General features: G+C 72.7%; 20 protein-coding genes. 14 read left to right on the top strand and 6 right to left on the bottom strand.

Going from position 1 to position 17514, the window contains the following annotated elements:
* Positions 1-30 precede the first annotated feature (30 nt).
* From BLV96_RS10285 to BLV96_RS10270, 4 genes are read right to left on the bottom strand one after another with little or no spacing between them, the layout of a single operon-like run.
* A complete protein-coding gene (locus BLV96_RS10285) occupies positions 31-981 on the bottom strand; it encodes a Gfo/Idh/MocA family protein (protein ID WP_244180140.1) in 951 nt (316 codons plus the stop codon).
* The gene (locus BLV96_RS10280) at positions 978-2186 is read right to left on the bottom strand and encodes a cytochrome P450 (RefSeq protein WP_086670589.1); all 1209 of its coding nucleotides are present in this window, start codon (positions 2184-2186) and stop codon (positions 978-980) included. The genes BLV96_RS10285 and BLV96_RS10280 overlap by 4 nt, the downstream gene beginning before the upstream one ends.
* Positions 2187-2194: 8 nt before the next feature.
* A complete protein-coding gene (locus BLV96_RS10275) occupies positions 2195-2851 on the bottom strand; it encodes an SDR family NAD(P)-dependent oxidoreductase (protein WP_086670587.1) in 657 nt (218 codons plus the stop codon).
* On the bottom strand, positions 2848-3708 hold the full coding sequence (locus BLV96_RS10270; protein ID WP_086670585.1) for an LLM class flavin-dependent oxidoreductase: 861 nt from the start codon (positions 3706-3708) through the stop codon (positions 2848-2850). The genes BLV96_RS10275 and BLV96_RS10270 overlap by 4 nt, the downstream gene beginning before the upstream one ends.
* 192 nt (positions 3709-3900) lie before the next feature.
* Between BLV96_RS10270 and BLV96_RS10265 the strand changes: the two genes are divergently transcribed.
* Positions 3901-4914: a tyrosine-protein phosphatase gene (locus BLV96_RS10265; protein ID WP_244180139.1), complete on the top strand. Its 1014-nt coding sequence runs from the start codon at positions 3901-3903 to the stop codon at positions 4912-4914.
* On the top strand, positions 4911-6476 hold the full coding sequence (locus tag BLV96_RS10260; protein ID WP_086670583.1) for an FAD-dependent oxidoreductase: 1566 nt from the start codon (positions 4911-4913) through the stop codon (positions 6474-6476). Before BLV96_RS10265 ends, BLV96_RS10260 begins: the two co-directional genes overlap by 4 nt.
* A 67-nt stretch (positions 6477-6543) precedes the next feature.
* Here the strand turns inward: BLV96_RS10260 and BLV96_RS10255 are convergent, their stop codons facing one another.
* Positions 6544-8133 carry an FAD-dependent monooxygenase gene (locus BLV96_RS10255; RefSeq protein WP_086670581.1) on the bottom strand — a complete coding sequence of 530 codons (1590 nt, stop codon included), beginning with the start codon at positions 8131-8133 and terminating at the stop codon, positions 6544-6546.
* Positions 8130-9146: a methyltransferase gene (locus tag BLV96_RS10250; RefSeq protein WP_086670579.1), complete on the bottom strand. Its 1017-nt coding sequence runs from the start codon at positions 9144-9146 to the stop codon at positions 8130-8132. Before BLV96_RS10250 ends, BLV96_RS10255 begins: the two co-directional genes overlap by 4 nt.
* A gap of 309 nt (positions 9147-9455) precedes the next feature.
* On the opposite strand from BLV96_RS10250, the gene BLV96_RS10245 reads away from it, so the two are divergent.
* From BLV96_RS10245 to BLV96_RS10190, 12 genes are all read left to right on the top strand, one after another.
* Positions 9456-10934 (top strand): peptide MFS transporter, encoded by a 1479-nt coding sequence (locus BLV96_RS10245; RefSeq protein WP_086670645.1) that lies wholly within the window; start codon positions 9456-9458, stop codon positions 10932-10934.
* Between the two features lie 125 nt (positions 10935-11059).
* Entirely contained in the window at positions 11060-11614 is a 555-nt protein-coding gene (locus BLV96_RS10240) for a PadR family transcriptional regulator (protein ID WP_086670577.1), read from the top strand.
* A 144-nt stretch (positions 11615-11758) separates the two neighbouring features.
* Positions 11759-12055: a TcmI family type II polyketide cyclase gene (locus tag BLV96_RS10235; RefSeq protein WP_244180138.1), complete on the top strand. Its 297-nt coding sequence runs from the start codon at positions 11759-11761 to the stop codon at positions 12053-12055.
* A complete protein-coding gene (locus BLV96_RS10230) occupies positions 12055-12474 on the top strand; it encodes a cupin domain-containing protein (RefSeq protein ID WP_086670575.1) in 420 nt (139 codons plus the stop codon). Before BLV96_RS10235 ends, BLV96_RS10230 begins: the two co-directional genes overlap by 1 nt.
* Complete coding sequence (locus tag BLV96_RS10225) at positions 12471-13730, top strand: beta-ketoacyl-[acyl-carrier-protein] synthase family protein (RefSeq protein WP_086670573.1); 1260 nt, start codon at positions 12471-12473, stop codon at positions 13728-13730. Before BLV96_RS10230 ends, BLV96_RS10225 begins: the two co-directional genes overlap by 4 nt.
* Complete coding sequence (locus BLV96_RS10220; RefSeq protein WP_086670571.1) at positions 13727-14929, top strand: ketosynthase chain-length factor; 1203 nt, start codon at positions 13727-13729, stop codon at positions 14927-14929. Before BLV96_RS10225 ends, BLV96_RS10220 begins: the two co-directional genes overlap by 4 nt.
* Before the next feature lie 24 nt (positions 14930-14953).
* The gene (locus BLV96_RS10215; protein WP_086670569.1) at positions 14954-15199 is read left to right on the top strand and encodes an acyl carrier protein; all 246 of its coding nucleotides are present in this window, start codon (positions 14954-14956) and stop codon (positions 15197-15199) included.
* Between the two features lies 1 nt (position 15200).
* On the top strand, positions 15201-15668 hold the full coding sequence (locus BLV96_RS10210; RefSeq protein WP_086670567.1) for an SRPBCC family protein: 468 nt from the start codon (positions 15201-15203) through the stop codon (positions 15666-15668).
* A gap of 4 nt (positions 15669-15672) precedes the next feature.
* Positions 15673-16122 (top strand): anthrone oxygenase family protein, encoded by a 450-nt coding sequence (locus tag BLV96_RS10205; RefSeq protein ID WP_086670565.1) that lies wholly within the window; start codon positions 15673-15675, stop codon positions 16120-16122.
* Between the two features lie 17 nt (positions 16123-16139).
* Positions 16140-16874, top strand: a complete 735-nt coding sequence (locus BLV96_RS10200; RefSeq protein ID WP_086670563.1) for an SDR family NAD(P)-dependent oxidoreductase — start codon at positions 16140-16142, stop codon at positions 16872-16874.
* Positions 16875-16885: 11 nt separating this feature from the next.
* Entirely contained in the window at positions 16886-17212 is a 327-nt protein-coding gene (locus BLV96_RS10195; protein WP_086670561.1) for an antibiotic biosynthesis monooxygenase family protein, read from the top strand.
* Positions 17209-17514 carry an antibiotic biosynthesis monooxygenase family protein gene (locus BLV96_RS10190; RefSeq protein WP_086670560.1) on the top strand — a complete coding sequence of 102 codons (306 nt, stop codon included), beginning with the start codon at positions 17209-17211 and terminating at the stop codon, positions 17512-17514. Before BLV96_RS10195 ends, BLV96_RS10190 begins: the two co-directional genes overlap by 4 nt.

Genomic DNA, 17514 nt, shown 5'->3' with positions numbered 1-17514 from the left:
GGGCGTCCGCGCGCCACCCACGACAGCGGTTCACGAAGCCCGCGCGACGACCTCTTCGAGCAGCCGGGCCTGGGTGAGCAGCGTTTCGTACTCGAGGGCCCGTCCGGCCGGGTCGCCGACCAGGCCCGCGAAGTGCCGCAGGACGTTGCGGAACTGGTCGTCCGCCGGCAGAGTGCGCTCTTCCCGCACGTCCTGGGACTCCAGGCGCAGCACCGGGCGCGTCGTGGCCGGCGGGGTGAACGCCCAGTCCAACGTCAGCCGGCCCTCGCTGCCCCACACCGACATCGTGTTGCGGTAGGCGTGCACGAAACCGAACGAGCACTGGGCCGCCACGGTCCCGTCGCTCAGCAGCGCGCTGCCGGACACGTCCACCTCGCCGGAGCGCACGAGCACCGCGCCGGCCACCTCGGGGTTGCCGAGGTAGGGCCAGGCCGCCCGGATCGGGTAGCACCCGGTCTCGCGCAGCGAGCCGCCGCCGAGGGCGGCGGAGTACTTGATCCCGGACCGCGCGGTCGGCGGGATGCCGAAGTCCGCGGTGATCAGGCGGGGCTCGCCGACCACACCCTTGGTCACCAGCTCCGCCACCTCGGCGTGCTGGGAGTGGTGGGGGAACGCGAAGTTCTCCATCACCACCAGCCCGCGCGCGGTCGCGAGCTCGACCAGTCGCGCGGCCGCGGCCGTCCCGATCGCCGCCGTTTTCTCCACCAGCACGTGCTTGCCGGCTTCGAGGGCCGCCTCCGCCCATTCCTGGTGCAGCGCGATCGGCAGCGGGATGTACACCGCGTCGACGTCCGGCCGCTCCAGCAGCGCCGCGTAGCCGGTCACGGCCTCGCCGCCGGAGCGGGCGGTGAAGGCCGCCGCCTTCGCCGCCGACCGGCTCGCCACCGCGGTGATCCGCAGGCCCGCGGCGGCCAGCGCGGGAACCGTCTTGCGGGCCGCGATGTCGGCGCAGCCCAGGATGCCGAACCGCGGCCCGGTCACCACTGGATCGGCAGCTCGGCCGGCCGGGGGAACGCGGTCGCGAGGTGCCACCGCAGCTCGTCCACCGGGGTGCCCAGCGCGAGCGGGACCCGGCGCGCCACCAGGGTCTCCAGCAGCACCCGCAGCTCCAGCCGGGCGAGCGCGGCCCCGAGGCAGAAGTGGATGCCCGCGCCGAAGGCCAGGTGCGGGTTGTCGGTGCGGTCCAGCCGCACCTCGTCCGCCTCGGCGAACACGGACTCGTCGCGGTTCGCGGAGTTGATCAACGGGATCACCGGCTCGCCGGCCCGGATCGTCACCCCGCCGAGCTCGACGTCCTCGAGCGCGATCCGCAGCGAGCCGAACCCGCCGGCGACCTGGCTGTAGCGCAAGGCCTCTTCGACGGCCGTGCCGATGAGCTCCGGATCGTCCACGAGGGACTGGTAGCGCGCCGGGTCCTCCAGCAGGTGCACGAGAAGGTGCGACGCCGCGCTGACCGTCGTGTGGTAGCCGGCGATCAGGATCGTCATCGCGAGGGTGCGCAGCTCCTCGGCGTCGAGCGAGTCGCCGTCCTCCTGGGCCTGCAGCAGCCGGGTCAGCAGGTCCTCGCCCGGCCGGGCGCGCTTGCGCTCGATCAGCCCGGTGAGGTAGCCCATGAGCGCGCCGGCGGCTTCACGGGCCGCGTCGGCGTCCGCGCCCGGCCCGCCGACGGTGAGCACCTTGTCGCCCCACTGCCGGAACTGCGCCTGCTCGGCGGGCTCGACACCGAGCAGTTCGCAGATCACCGTGATCGGCAGCGGCAGGGCCAGCGCGGTCACCGCGTCCGCGGTGGTCCCGGCGGCGAGCATCGAGTCGACCAGGCCGGCGGTGATCTCTTCGACCCGCGGCCGCAGCGTCTCGACCCGCCGCTGCGTGAACTCGCGCGAGGCCAGCTTGCGCAACCGGGTGTGGTCCGGCGGGTCCAGGTTCACCAGCGACCGCGAGCCGCGGTGCACCGGGATCAGCCTCGGCGCGTCCGGCCGGGTCATCGCTTCCTTGCTGAACCGCAGGTCGGTGAGCACGGTCCGGACCTCGGCGTGGCGCAGGACGAGCCAGCCTTCATGGCCGCCCGGCAACCGCACCCGGGTCACCGCGGCCTCGGCGCGCAGCTTCGAGTACTCGTCGAGCGCTTCCCCGGGGGTGCGCACGCGAAAGGGGAACGCGGGCAGTGCCGTCACGGCTTCGGTCATCGGGATCCTCACCAATCGATCGGTTCGCGGGAACGGAAGAAGGTGCCCGTCGGCCCGTCCTCGGGCAGCGTGGCGGCCCAGGCGATGTCGGCCGCCGCGGTGGCGGCGTCCCCGTCGGCCGTGGGCATCATGCGGGTGCGCACGCGGCCGGGGTTGACCGCGTTGACCAGCACGCCACGGCCTCGGGTGCTGTTCGCGAGCAGCACGGTCACGGCGTTCAGCGCGGTCTTGGACAGCGAATACGCCGGGGCGCCGGCGAACAGGCCGTGGCTGAACGCGCCGGTGCCGCTCGACACCATGACGATCCGGCCCCAGCTCCGGTCGAGCATCCCCGGCAGCACGGCCTGGGAGACCCGCAGCGAGCCGAGTGCGTTGACCGCGAGGGTTTCGGCGACGAGTTCGGGCGGGACGGACTCGGGCGGCGCGCCGGCGTCGAGGAGCACCCCGGCGTTGTTCACCAGGATGTCGACCGGTCCGGCCTGCTCGAGCGCGGCGGCCACCGAGCCGGCGTCGGTGACGTCGAGCTGCACCGCCCGGCCGGTCCCCGCGGCTTCGGCGTCGGCGAGGCGCCGTGCGGACGCGACGACCTCGAACCCGGCGGCGGTGAGGTGCCGGCAGACGGCGAGCCCGATGCCGCGTCCCGCGCCCGTGACCAGCGCCCTCAAGACGCCCCCAGCAGTCCCGCCCCGGACAGGGCGTCGGTGAGCCGGTCGAGCTGGCGGAGATCGGCCGAACACGGGAAGAGCACGAGCTCCTGGCACCCGGCGCCGGCGTACTCCGCGGCGGTGCGGGCGAGGGCGCCCCGGGTGAGCAGCGTTTCGCCGACGACCCGCTCGGCGTAGCGGCCCATCCCGCGGTAGCAGCCGCCGAGGTAGTCGCGGGCCAGCGCGCTCCCGTCCGGGCCGAGGGCGAAGTACGCCAGGGCGACCAGCCGGGGCTCGTCCGTGCGGCCGGCCTCGGCCCAGGCCTTGCGCAGCCGGGTGAGCCGGTCGGCGTACGGCTCGGCCGAGCCGCTGCCGGAGATCCACCCGTCCGCGAGGCCGGCCGCCCGCCGCATCGCCGCTTCGGAGTGCCCGCCGATCAGCACCGGCGGGGGCGCCGCGGGGGTGGGGCCGATCTCGCCGGCACCCCAGGTCCGGCGCAGGGTCGTGACCAGCTCGTCCAGGTTCCGGCCGCGCCGGGTGAACGCCGTGCCGGTGACGTCGAAGTCGTCGCGCCGTCCGCCCGCGGCGAGCCCGAGCTCCAGCCGCCCGCCGGACAGCTCGTGCAGCGTCGCCGCCTGCTTGGCCAGCACGGCGGGGGAGCGGGTCGCGCCGAGCAGCACCGTCGTGGTCAGGCGGATCCGGCGGGTGGCGCCGGCCGCGACCGCGAGCGTGGTGAGCGGCTCGTGGTTCGGGTAGACGATCCGGTCGAGCACCCCGAGCGTCGAGAAGTTCCTCGCCTCGGCGGTCCTGGCCCAGTCGAGGACGTCCGCGCCGCTGGCGCCCGGCACCATCGCGGGCAGGCCGACACCGATCCGCATGCGGGGGTCTCCAGACTTCCGGCGGCAGTTTCGCGTCGCATGCTCGGCGCGTCGACTCGAACCTCGTTGGGACGCGGCTGGGACGCCCGGCCCCGGTGTCGAGCCGGACTGCAGCGCGTTTCGACCGGCGATGACGAGCCTGGGGCCGCGCGCGTGTCCCGCTCGTATCCGTTTTAGAGGAAGAAGCCCGTTATGGTGAGCTTGTCCCTGCGGCGGGGTGTGGTGGCGACGGCCATCGTCACCACCACCGTCCTGGCCGGCGGTACCACCGCATTCGCTTGTGAATCCCAGCCACTGCCGATCGCCGGCGCCACGGCGGTGCGTGCCGCCGACGGCAGCTACCAGCTGAGCTGGGTGGCCGCGAACGGGGTCCGCTCGGCGTCGGTGTACGCCGCCACGCACCCGATCGACAAGGCACAGGACGGGAAGCTGGTCGCGAAGGACGCCACGGGAGCGGTGACGGTGACCGGCCTGGCGCCCACGTCCCGCTGGTACTTCACGATCGTGCCCGGCCCGTCGAAGCTCGGCGAGGGGGTGGCCGCGAAGCTGGTCAACCTCGAAGGCGTCAACAACGCCCGCGATCTGGGCGGCTATCCGGCCGCCGACGGCCTGCGCATCCGCTGGGGCACGATCTTCCGGTCCGCGCGGCTGACGCCCGCCACCACGACCGGCCGCGAAGAGATCGCCGGCCTGGGCGTCAAGGAGGACGTCGACTTCCGCTCGACCGCGGAAGCGACCGGCGAGGGGGCGGACCCGATCCCGGCCGGCGTCACCCACGTCGCGGAACCGGTCGGCGACCCCGACCAGGCGGTGCCGCCGGACCCGAAGACCCCGCCGTCCACCGGGGACCTGATCATGGACAACTACCGGCTGCTGGTGTCGAACCCGAACCTGGGCCACCAGTTCTTCGACGCGCTGACCCACATCGCCGACGCCCGCCAGCGGCCGGTGCTCTACCACTGCACCGGCGGCAACCACCGCACCGGCTGGATGACGGTGATCCTGCTCAAGGTGCTCGGGGTGCCCGACGACGTGATCCGCCAGGACTACCTGCTGTCCTCCGGTACCACGGCCGCCTACCTCGACGCGGCCTACGACCAGGTCACCCTCGACTACGGGTCGTTCCCGAACTACCTCGTCGCGCTCGGGGTCACCGACCAGCTGACCCGGCAGCTGCGGCACGCGTTGCTGGAGGCCCCGCGGTGAAGCCGACCACTGTGGACGTCCTGGTGGCCGGCGGCGGGCTGACCGGGCTCGCCGCCGCCACCTTCCTCTCCTGGCTCGGCGTGCGCACCGCCGTGGTGGAGCGGCATTCCGGGACGCTGATCCACCCGCGGGCCCGCAGCATCAACCCCCGGACCGCGGAGCTGCTCCGCCAGGTCGGTCTCGCGTCCGCGGTCACCGACAGCGGCGGCTACGTGAGCGAACTGCCCTCGGTGTACCTCCTGCGCGCGGTGACCCTGGCCGGCGAGGAGCTCAGCCGCACCGAACAGCGACCGCCCGCCGACGCGGGTGGCGGTGCCGAGGTCAGCCCGTCCGGCTGGGGGATGATCGACCAGGACCGGCTCGAGCGCGTGCTGCGGGAACGGGCCGAAGAGCTCGGCGCGGACGTGCGGTTCGGGCAGCGGCTCGTCGCCCTGGACCAGGACGGCACCGGGGTCACCGCGACCGTGTCCACTGTGGACGGCGAACGTCGGATCCGCGCCGCGTACGTGATCGGCGCCGACGGCAACGGCAGCACGGTCCGGTCGCTGCTCGGCATCGGCCGGCACGGGCCGGGCCGGCTCAGCCACGTCGCGAGCATGGTCTTCGACGCGGACCTGTCCGGGCCGATGCGCGGCCGCCACGACCCGGCGAACGGGCGGTTCGTCGCGTCCTGCCACCTGACCACGCCCGCGGAAGGCACGGTGCTGTTCCCGCACGGCGGCGACCGGCGCTGGGTGTTCAACACCCCGTACTTCCCCGAGCGCGGCGAACGCGTCGAGGACTTCGACGACGAACGCTGCGTGGCCGCGATCCGGGCCGCGACCGGCGTGCCGGACCTGCCGGTCGCCCTCGTCCCGCAGCTGGAGAACGGCGTGCGGGTGCTCGGCTACGAAGTCGGCGCGCTCGTCGCGGACACCTACCGCGCCGGGCGGGTGTTCCTCGTCGGCGACGCCGCGCACGTCATGCCGCCGACCGGCGCGTTCGGCGCCGGCACCGGTATCCAGGACGCGCACAACCTGGCCTGGAAGCTCGCGCACGTGCTGAGCGGCCGGGCGGGGGAGGCGCTGCTGGACACCTACGACGCCGAGCGGCGTCCGGTCGCGGAGTTCACCCTGGGGCAGGCGCTGCTGCTGATGAACGCGCGGGGCGGGGCGAAGGTGGCCGCGCCCGCCGGGCACTCGCTGGTGCCCTACGACGCCGCGGTGTTCGGGTACCGCTACCCGGGTCCGTTCGCTTCCGGCGACGGACCCGTGGCGCTGGAACCCGCGGAGCTGACGGGACAGCCGGGCACGCGGGCGCCGCACCTGCCGCTCGGCAGCGGGTCCACTCTGGACCGCTACGGCCGCGAGTACGTCCTGCTGACCGGTACCGAAGTGGCCACCGGGCTCAAGTCCTATGTGCTCGAAGACACCCAGCCGGCCCGGCACGGCATCACCGCCACCGGCGCGTTGCTGGTGCGTCCGGACGGGTTCGTGGCCTGGCGCAAGGAAACCGGCTTCGCGCCTGAGGACCTGGCCGACGTGCTCGCGGCGCTGGACTGCCGGGAGCCGGTGACTGTCTGAAATAGACTGAAGCGCCTTCGCCGGGGGTGATCCCGGCGAAGGCGCTTCAGTCGTATCGGGGGAACGGTCAGATCAGGGATTCCAGCAGCGCGTGCAAGGTCGCCTTCGGGTCCTGCCCGGCCTCCGTCGTGCGCCACGCGACGAACCCGTCCGGCCGCACCAGCACCGCACCGTCCGCCGCGACGCCGTAGGCCTTCGCCCAGTCGGCGCCCTCGTCCTCCACCAGCTCACGGCCGATCCGGAACGAGCGCAACGGCACCGCGGTCTCGGTGGCGACCACCGTGGCCGCGTCGTGCCACTTCTCGCCCTCGGGGCCGGCCAGCAGCACGTACGAGCCGAAGAACAGCTCGACCGTCGAAACGCGCTCGCCGTCCCGGCGGAGCCACACGTGCGGGGCCCGGGTGCCGGGCTGGCCGGTCAGCTCCAGGTGCGGCGTGAGCACCGGGCCGTCGTCCGGGTCGGCGATCGCGGACGACGCGTACCGGTAGCCGAGGGTGACGATGATGTCGTCGACCATCCGCGCCCGGTCGGCTTCCGAGGCGTGGCCGTGCCGGATCCGGTTGCGCAGCAACGCCTGGTCCGCCATGGCCGTCCCGAGTGGACGCCGCTCGGCGTCGTAGCTGTCGAGCAGCCGCTCCCCGCCCCAGCCACGCAGGACGGCCGCGAGCTTCCACGCCAGGTTGTGCGCGTCGTGGATGCCCGTGTTGGCGCCGAACCCGCCCGCGGGCGGGTGCACGTGCGCGGCGTCCCCGGCGAGCAGCACCCGCCCGGACCGGAACGTGGTGGCCACCCGCTGGGCGCCCTCCCACGGCACGGTGCCGACGATCTCGACCTCGAGGTCGGGCACCCCGGCGGCGTCCCGCACCACCTGGACGCAGCGTTCCTCGGTGAAGTCGGCCGGGGACTCCTCGGCCGGGTCGTACAGCGCGGCGCCGGCCCACGGGTCGCACCCGTGCAGCCGGGACAACGTCATCACCGTCGGGCCCTTGGTGGCGTAGCACAGGATGAACTTGCGGTCGTGCATGACGCTTTCCAGGCGCGGGGCCCGGAAGTAGATGCTCAGGGCGTGGAAGACCGTGCCCCGCCCCTCCTGGGGGATCCCGAGCGTGCGCCGGACGAAGCTGCTCGCGCCGTCGGCGGCGACGACGTAGTCGGCCTCGATCGTCCGCCGCGTGCCGTCGGCGACGGACTCCAGTTCGGCGGTCACGCCGTTCTCGCCGGCGGTGAAGGAGACGAGCTTGGTGCCGAACTCGAGCGTCGCGCCGCCCGCGCGGGCCTTTTCGGCCAGCACGCGCTCGTAGCGGTCCTGGCCGCAGCCCATCACCCGCTGCGGGCTGATCTCCTCGCCGTCGAGGGACGGCGACTCGACGACCTCGGCGGTGCCGATCTCGGCCAGGGTCGGGGTGCGAAGGATGCCGCCCTCGAAGTACGGGTGGGAGTCACCCATCTCTAGCGCGCGGATCTCCTGCTCGAGGCCCGCCGCGGCGAAGATCTCGAGGGTCCGGGCCTGGATGCCCGGTGCGCGGGGCAGCCACGACGTGGAGTCGCGGCGCTCCACCAGGGTCGGCGCGATGCCGTGCCGGGTCAGGAACAGCGCGGTGGACAGGCCGACCGGGCCGCCGCCGACGACGAGGACGGGCACCCGGGTGGTGCTCATGCGGGCTTCCGGGCGATGACGAGGGTGTCGTGGTCGCCGAGGCGCACGGTGTCCACATCGGACAGCCCGGCCGCGGCCAGGTACTCCTCGCACTCGGCGAGGGTGTACTCGGACCCGCCGGGCGAGAGCAGCTGCATGTTGAGGCTGATCAGCGTGTTCCACGGGTCGGACGACGCCGGTTCCAGCAGCATGTCGTAGATCAGCAGCGCCCCGCCCGGGTTCACGGCCCGCGCCATCCGTTTCACCAGTTCGATCCGCTCGGCGGGGCCCCAGTCGTGCAGGACGTGCCCGGTGACGACGACGTCGGCCGCGGGCAGTTCGGTGGTGAACGCGTCGCCGCCGGCGAACCGCGCCCGGTCGGTCAGCCCGAAGCCCGCGATGTGCTCGTCGAACATGGGGCCGATCGGGGGCAGGTCGAACACCGTCCCGGTCAGGTGCGGGTGGGCCTTGAGCACCTGCGCGAGCAGGTTGCCGCGCGCGCCGCCGACGTCGAGCACCGTGCGGTGGGCGGTCCAGTCGAACTTCGTGGCCAGTTCCGGCGCCAGCGGCCCGGAAACGGCGTCCATCATCCGCAGGAAGTTCCGCAGGTGGTCGGGGTTGCCCATCATCTTCTCGAAGGCAACGGCCTGGTCTTCGCGGCCGGCCAGCTGCGGTTCGCCGGTGCGCAGCAGCCCCGAGAGGTTCTCCCACGCCGGGTACATCATCCGGTTCGCGCGCTCGAGGAACGCGCCGCCGTAGGTCGGCTTGGTCTTGTCGAGGTAGGTGTCGGCGGCCGGGCTGCCGGTGTACTTCCCGTCCTCGTGGTGCACGAGACCGGTGCAGGTCAGCACGGTCAGGAAGTCGCGGGCGGCGCGGGGGTGCAGCCCGAGCTCGGCGCACAGCTCGTCCTGGGTCGCGGGACCGGCGGCCAGCCGGGTGAAGAGGCCGAGCTCGACGGCGGCCAGCACGACCTTCGCTTCGGCGAACGCGATACCCAGCCGGTTGATGTCGTTCAAAGTGGACGGACCGCTCACATCGGTCTCCTTTCGAGGCGTCGCCGGGAAGGACACCACCGGGCGCTCGAAAAAGACTCGGGTCCGCGTGCCGGACGAGTCCTGCCGCCGGCCTCGCGCGCGTGGCCGGCCGCGCGCACGGCGCGCACGGCGCGGACGTCATGAACGACCCTTTCAGCGCGTCCGGCGCGAGGAAAGACCCGTTCATGACGTCCGGCCTGGGGCCCGCGCCGGGCCGGCCGTGAGCCTCGCGCGCGTGGCCGGCCGCGCGCGCGAGGCCGCGAGTCCTTCTCCAGCCGCGCTCGAAGCGGCCGCCGCATGCTCTCCGCCATGGTCCTAGGTCGCCCACGCTGGTTCGTCACGTTGTTCCTCACGGATATGTGGGAGCGCTTCAGCTTCTTCGGCATGATCGCGATCCTCGCGCTCTACGCCGCCGCGTCTCCCGCGAGCGGCGGGCTCGGCCTGCCGATGGGTACCGCGGCCGCGCTCTTCGGCGCGTACGTCGGTCTCGTCTTCATGGCCGCCATGCCCGGCGGCTGGCTCGGCGACCGCGTGCTCGGCGAGCGCCGGGCGGTCGTGATCGGCGGCTCGGGCATCGCGCTCGGGCACTTCACCATGCTCGTCCCGGCCGCCGCCGCGACTTGGGTCGGCCTCGGGCTGATCGCCGCGGGCACCGGGCTCCTCAAACCGAACATGCTCGCGCTGCTCGGCCGGTTCCACGGCCCCGGCCAGAGCGCGCAGCGCGAGTCCACGCTCTCGCTGTTCTACGTCAGCATCCAGCTGTCCGCGCTCGTCGCGCCGCTGGTGACCGGGTTCCTGGGGGAGACGATCAACTGGCACCTCGGGTTCGCGGCCGCCGGGGTCGGCATGACCTTCGGGGTGGTGCAGTTCCTGCTGGGCAGCCGGTCGTTCGGCGACCTGGGACGCGAGCCCGGACATCCCGCGTCGGCCGCCGAACGCCGCAAGGCCGCGCTGATCGCCGGGGTGTCCACGATCGTCGTCGCGGCGCTGGCGGCCGCCGACGTGCTGGCCGGCTCCTTCACCCTGATGCACGTGGTGATCGCCATGGGCCTGCTTTCCCTGCTCGCCCCGGTGGCCTACTTCCTGATCCTGCGGCGCAGCCCCGCGCTGAGCGTCCCGCAGCGGCGCCGGGTGTCGGCGTTCGGCTGGGTGCTCGCCTCGACCGCGTTGTTCTGGATGTTCGTCATCCAGGGCAACTCCCTGCTCAGCCTGTTCGCCGCGCACTCGACCGACCGGCGGCTCGGCGGGTTCACGATCCCGGCCGGCTGGTTCGCCTCCGCGACCCCGTTGTTCATGCTCCTGCTGGCGCCGGCGCTCGCGGCGCTGTGGACCCGCGTCGGTGAGCGCATCTCGCTCCCGGTCAAGATCGCGGCCGGGCTGGCCGCCGCGGCGGGGTCGATGCTGCTGATGAGCGCCGCGTCGGGGTTCGCCGTCGACGGCCTGGTCTCACCCTGGTGGCTGATCCTGGTCTACCTGCTGCTCGCCCTCGGCGAGGTGGTGCTCGCGCCGGTCGGCCTCAGCGCGTCGGTGGACGTCGCGCCGTCGACCTTCGCCGGGCGCACGATGGGGCTGTACTGGATGTGCTCGGCCTTCGGGGCCGGCATCGGCAGCCAGATCGTGCACCTCGCGGACGTGCTCCCGCGGCCGGTGTACTACCTCGTGCTGGCGGGCGCCGGCCTCGGTTCCGGGCTCGCGCTCGTGCTCGCCCGGCGGTCGCTGACCACCCGGCTCGCCGTGCCCGCCCCGGAAACCCCGGTGCCGCCCGTCGTGGCCGTCGCGGCCCGCTGAACTCTCACTCGAGAAGCGCCGATTCCCGCCGGGAATCGGCGCTTCTCTCATTGCCGCACTTCCCGTGATCTGAAAACATGGACGGAGAAATAGTGCGGAACGAAATACGTCGGAAAGGTTGTGCCATGAGCCGTCCCCGGGATTTCGCCGCATTGACCGTGCTGTGTTTTCTCAACGAGGGTGACCGGCACCCGTACGAGATGCTGCGGCTGGTCCGCCAGCGGCACAAGGACAACATCATCCCGGGGCTGCCGCGCAGCATCTACCGCGCCATCGAGCGGCTGCAGGCCGACGGGCTGATCGAGCCGGTCGAGACGACCCGCGAGGGACGTCGTCCGGAGCGGACGGTGTACCGCATCACCCCCGACGGCTCCGAGGAGATGGTCACCCAGCTCTCGCGCCTGGTCACCACGCCGGAGGAGATCCCGGCCTTCGGAGCGGCGTTGTCGCTGCTCGGGAACCTCGACGCCGACCTGCAGGTCGAGGCGCTGCGGGAGCGGCGGATCCGGCTCGAGGGCCGGCTGGCCGAGTACGCCGCCCAGCTGGCCGCGGCCGGGCCGCACCTGGAGTACAAGCGGGTCATGGAGCTGGACTACCTGTGCGCGGTCGGGCACGCCGAGCTGGAGTGGCTGCGCCGCGTGCTCGCCACGATGCGGGGCGAACCGGTCACCGCGCATTAGGAGCGGCCACCCGAAAGAAAGTGCGACCGGTATTCGAACCGTTCTCGAATGCGGTCGCCGAACATCGTCCTGCCCGCGAAAAACATCGGGATCTCGCTTCAGGGAAGGGCGGCACGGGTGGAACGCACACTCATCGTGGCACGCATGAATCCGGATTCGGCGGAATCGGTGGCCGGGATATTCGGCGAGTCCGACGCCGGTGAACTCCCCGCGACGGTGGGTGTGACGGCGCGGTCGTTGTTCTCCTACCAGGGCTTGTACTTCCACCTCATCGAAGCCGAACGGCCGCTGGCCGAGGGGCTCGCCGAGGCGCGCAAGAGTCCTTTGTGGACCGACATCAACACGAAGCTCGACGAGTTCATCACGCCGTACGACCCGCGGACCTGGCGCGGTCCGGCCGACGCGATGGCGCACCGCTTCTACAGCTGGCGGGCCGTCTGATGGGGGAGCTGAAGATCGCCTCCTACGCCGACGCCGAGCCCAACCGCCGCCGCGGCGGCGAGCTGCGGGTCGTCCTCGGGCCCAAGACCGCCGGAGCCACGACGGGCTTCCTCGGGGTGCTGACCCTGCAGCCGGGTGAGTTCGTGTCGGAGCACTACCACCCCTACTCCGAGGAGTTCCTCTACGTCACGCGCGGCGAGCTGACCGCCCGCGTCGACGGCGCGTCCTACGTCCTGTACGAGGGTGAAGGACTCGTCGTGCCGAAGAACGCCCGGCACCGGGTGGAGAACCACACCGGCGACCCCGCCGAGGCGGTGTTCCACCTGTGCCCGCTGGCCCCGCGCCCGGAGCTCGGCCACGTCGACACCGAGGAGCTGCCGGCGCCCGCCGAGGCCCAGCCGGCCGTGGGGGCACCGTGACGAGGACCGCGGTCATCACCGGCATCGGCGTCGTCGCCCCGGGCGGTATCGGCACCAAGGCCTTCTGGGCGTTGCTCACCGAAGGCCGCACCGCGACCCGGCCGATCTCGACCTTCGACGCGTCCGGGTTCCGCTCGCGCATCGCGGCCGAGTGCGACTTCGAAGGCGAGCTCAACGGCCTGACCGCCGAGGAGTCCGGGCGCCTCGACCGCGCGGCGCAGTTCGCGCTCGTCTGCGCGGACGAAGCCGTGGTCGACAGCGGCCTGGACCCCGGTGAGCTCGATCCGTACCGGCTCGGCGTCACGATCGGCAGCGCCGTCGGCGCCACCATCGGGCTGGAGAACGAGTACCTCACCGTCTCGGCGGGGGCCCGCGACTGGGTGGTCGACCCCGCCAAGGCCGCCCCGCAGCTGTACGAGTACCTCGTCCCGAGCAGTTTCGCGGCCGAAGTCGCTTGGCGCTGCGGTGCGCAGGGCCCGGTCGCCACGATCTCCACCGGCTGCACCTCCGGTCTCGACGCGATCGGCCACGCCGCCGGGCTCATCGAGTCCGGCGAGGCCGACGTCATGCTCGCCGGCGCCACCGACGCGCCGATCTCGCCGATCACCGTCGCCTGCTTCGACGCGATCAAGGCCACGTCCCCCGACAACGACGACGCCGCGCGCGCGTCCCGGCCGTTCGACCGCACGCGCAACGGGTTCGTGCTCGGCGAAGGTGCCGCGGTCTTCGTCGTCGAGGAGGCCGAGAGCGCCCGGCGGCGCGGCGCGCACGTCTACTGCGCGGTCTCCGGCTTCGCGACCAGGGCGAACGCCTACCACATGACGGGGCTGAAACCCGACGGCCGCGAGCTGGCCGAGGCCATCGACGTCGCTCTTCGCCGGGCCGGCCTGCCCGGCGACCGCGTCGGCTACGTCAACGCCCACGGTTCGGGCACCAAGCAGAACGACCGGCACGAGACCGCCGCGGTCAAACGCAGCCTTGGCGCGCACGCCTACCGCGTGCCGGTCAGCTCGATCAAGTCGATGGTCGGGCACTCGCTCGGCGCGATCGGCTCGCTGGAGGTCGCGGCCTGCGCACTGGCGCTGGAGCACCAGGTCGTGCCGCCGACGGCGAACCTGCACGAGCGCGACCCGGAGTGCGATCTCGACTACGTGCCGAACGTCGCCCGGGAGACCGGGCTGGACACCGTGCTCTCCGTCGGCAGCGGCTTCGGCGGGTTCCAGACGGCCGTCGTCCTGACCCGGGAGCCGGTGTGACCACGGCGGTGGCCGCCCCGGTGATCACCGGGATCGGGGTGGTCGCGCCCAACGGCGTCGGCGTCGAGGACTTCTGGGCGAACGTGCTGGCCGGGCGGAGCGGGCTCGCGCCGGTGACCCGGTTCGACGCCACGGGCTACCCCGTCTCGCACGTCGGCGCGGTGCCCGGCGAGGCGGACTCCCTGCCGAACCGGATCACCGTGCAGACCGACCGCTGGACCCGGCTCGCCATGACCGCGACCGAGGAAGCACTGCGGGACGCGGGCATCGGCCCCGGCGGCGAGCGGGACTTCGACGACTACGACCTCGCCGTGATCACCGCCAGTTCGTCTGGGGGCAACGAGTTCGGCCAGCGGGAGATCGAGCGGCTGTGGAGCGCCGGACCGGAATACGTGTCGGTGTACCAGTCGATCGCCTGGTTCTACGCGGCGACCACCGGCCAGCTGTCCATCCGGCACGGCATGCGCGGTCCCAACGGGGTCGTCGTCGCCGAGCAGGCGGGCGGCCTGGACGCGCTCGCGCAGAGCCGGCGGGTGCTGCGCACCGGCACCAAGGCCGTGGTCACCGGCGGCACCGAGGCGGCGCTGTCGCCGTACGCGCTGGTGTGCCAGAGCGCCGGCGGGCAGTTCACCCGCGGCGAGTACCTGCCGTTCGACGCGCGGGCCTCCGGCCACGTGCCGGGCGAGGGCGGCGCGATCCTCGTGCTGGAGGACGAGAGCTCCGCCCGCGCCCGCGGAGTGTCCGAAGTGTACGGACGAGTCGCGGGGTACGCGGCGACGTTCGATCCCCGGCCGGGCTCCGGCCGCCCCGGCGGGCTGCTCCGCGCGATCACCGGCGCGCTGGCGGACGCGGGCCTGCGACCGTCCGATGTGGACGTCGTGTTCGCCGACGGCGCGGGGACGCGCGAGCGCGACGCCGAGGAAGCCGCGGCACTGGCCGGGGTGTTCGGCGCCCGCGGGGTGCCGGTCACGGTGCCGAAGACGATGACCGGGCGGCTGGCCGCGGGCGGCGCGCCCCTGGACGTCGCCTGCGTGCTGCTGGCCATGCGCGACGGCGTCCTGCCGCCGACGGTCGGCGTCACCGAACCCGCCTACGAGCTCGACCTGGTCCTCGAACCCCGGCCCGCGGACGTGCGAACCGCGCTGGTGCTGGCGAGGGGCTTCGGCGGCTTCAACTCGGCGCTCGTGCTCACCCGCTGATCCCTGACCACGAAGGAGGAGAACGTGCTCACAGTCGAAGATCTCAAACAGGTCCTGCGCACGTGCGGAACCGACGAGTCCGTCGACCTCGACGGCGACATCCTGGACGTCGACATGGCCGAACTCGGCTACGACTCGCTGGCGGTGCTCGAGATCGCAGCGCGGCTGCAGCAGCGTTCCGGGCGCGGTATCCCGGAGGAGGTCACCGCCGAGTCGATGACGCTGCGGCAGCTGCTGGGCTACATCAACAACCCGGTCGGGATCGCCTGAGATGGCCGCGCACACGGACAACAGCGTGTTCATCGAGGCGCCGATGGAGCTGGTCTGGCAGCGGACCAACGACGTCGAGTCGTGGACCGAGCTGTTCGACGAGTACGGCGAGGCCACGGTGCTCGACCGGCGGGACGACCGGATCACCTTCCGGCTCGCGCTGCACCCGGACGAGAACGGCAAGGTGTGGGCGTGGGTGTCCGAACGGCGCCTCGACGAGGCGGCCCGCACCACGCTGTCGCACCGCGTCGAGACCGGCCCGTTCAAGTACATGACGCTGTTCTGGGAGTACACCGAGGTCGCCGGCGGGGTGCGGCTGCGCTGGGTGCAGGACTTCGAGATGAAGCCCGGCGCCCCGCTCGACGACCACGCGATGGCCGCCCGGATCAACGGGAACAGCGTCCGGCAGCAGGCGCGGATCAAGCAGCTCCTCGAGCGGGCCGCGCGCGAAGCCGAAGTGCCGGCGTGAGCTCATGACCTACCAGATCGCCGCGCTGCTGGCGCTGGTCTGCGGCGGGATCGCCGCGGGCGACATGTTCTGCACCACCGTCGGGCTCGCGCCGATGATGCAGGTGCTGTCCTACCGGCGTTACGTCGAGATGGTGCAGTACCTGCAGCCGCGGTACGACCCGGCGATGCCGATCATCAACACGGTCGCGTTGCTGGCCAACGTGGTCGCCGCGATCACCGCGCCGTCGGGCGCCTGGTTCGTGGTCGCCGCGGTGCTCGTCGCGTCGGTGATCGCGGTGTCGGTCGCCCGGGCCGTGCCGATCAACCGGTTCGTGCTGAAGCTCGACCCGGCCGACGAACCCCCGGACTGGCCCAGCCGGGACCCGCGGGCGCGCTGGAAGGCCTGGAACACCGCCCGCACGGTCCTGATGGCGGCCGCGCTGGTCGTCGACGGCATCGCCGTCCTGTACTGACACTTCGAAGGAGAGACATGAGCATCAGGCTCGACGGCAAACGGGTGCTGGTCACCGGCGGAACCGGGGGGATCGGCCGCGGCCTGTCCCACGCGTTCGCCGGGGCGGGCGCCGGCCTCGTCACCTGCGGGCGGTCGAACGAAGAGGCCGCCGAAACGATGTCCCGCGAGCTCAAGGAGATCGGCGGGGAACACCACGTCGTGCTCGCCGACGTCACCCGGCCCGAGCAGGTCGACGCGCTCCTGGAGGAGTGCCGGACGCGGCTGGGCGGGCTGGACGTCCTGGTCAGCAACGCCGGGGCGATCAGCCACGTCCCGTTCGGCGAGCTGCCGCTCGAGGAGTGGAAGCGCGTCCTCGACACCAACCTGACCGCGGCCTACCTGCTGATCTCGAAGGCGCTGCCGCTGCTGTCCGACGGCGCGTCCATCGTGCTGATCGGCTCCCGGGTGGCGACCGTCGGGATCCCGCTGCGGGCGCACTACACGGCGTCGAAGTCGGCGCTGATCGGGCTCGCGCGCTCGCTGGCCAAGGAGCTGGGCGGGCGCCGGATCCGCGTCAACGTGGTGGCGCCCGGCGTGATCGAGACGCCGGAACGGCCGCTACCCGAAGAAATCCGGCAGCGCTACCACCAGCTCACCGCGATCGGCAGGCTGGGCAGCCCGGCGGAGATCGCCAACGCGGTGCTGTTCCTGGCCAGCGACCTGTCGTCCTACATCACCGGCGAGACCGTCCACGTCGACGGCGGAATCTGAAAGGGAACACGATGGCCGACAGCGAGGTCTTCCGCGTCATGCTGCGGATGGAGGTCCTGCCCGGCAAGGGCGAGGAGTTCGAGAAGGTCTGGTACGAGAGCGCCGGCACGATCACCGGCCAGCGCGCCAACCTCGGCCAGTGGCTCTCCCGCGGCGACGAGGAGGAGGGCGTCTACTACATCATCAGCGACTGGGTCAACGAGGAGCTGTTCCGCGAGTACGAGCGCAGCGAGGAGCACGTCGTGCACCGCGGCAAGCTGCACCCGTACCGCAGCAAGGGTTCCATGCAGACGATGCGGGTGGTGCACAACCTGGTCGGCGCCGGGGCGCCCGCGTGAGCCGCGTCCGCGTGCTGATCTACGCGGCGGCGCCGGAGGACGACACCGACGGTGTCACCGAGGCCTACCACCGCATCAGCGCCGAGCTGTCCGGCACGCCGGGCCTGCTCGGCAACGAGCTGATGCAGTCGCTGGGCGAGTCCCGCTCGTTCGTCGTGATGAGCGAGTGGGCCGACCTGGACGCCTTCCGGAAGTGGGAGACCGGGCCGGACCACCGCGGCACGACCTCGCCGCTGCGGCCCTACCAGGACGCTTCGCGGGGCAGCCCGTTCGGTCTCTACCAGGTCGTGGCCAACTACTAG

Origin of the sequence: Amycolatopsis pretoriensis (assembly GCF_900107925.1) — a bacterium.
Lineage (GTDB): Bacteria > Actinomycetota > Actinomycetes > Mycobacteriales > Pseudonocardiaceae > Amycolatopsis > Amycolatopsis pretoriensis.
Note: the sequence above shows the minus strand (reverse complement) of the source record. Positions and strands in the feature narration are given on the sequence as shown.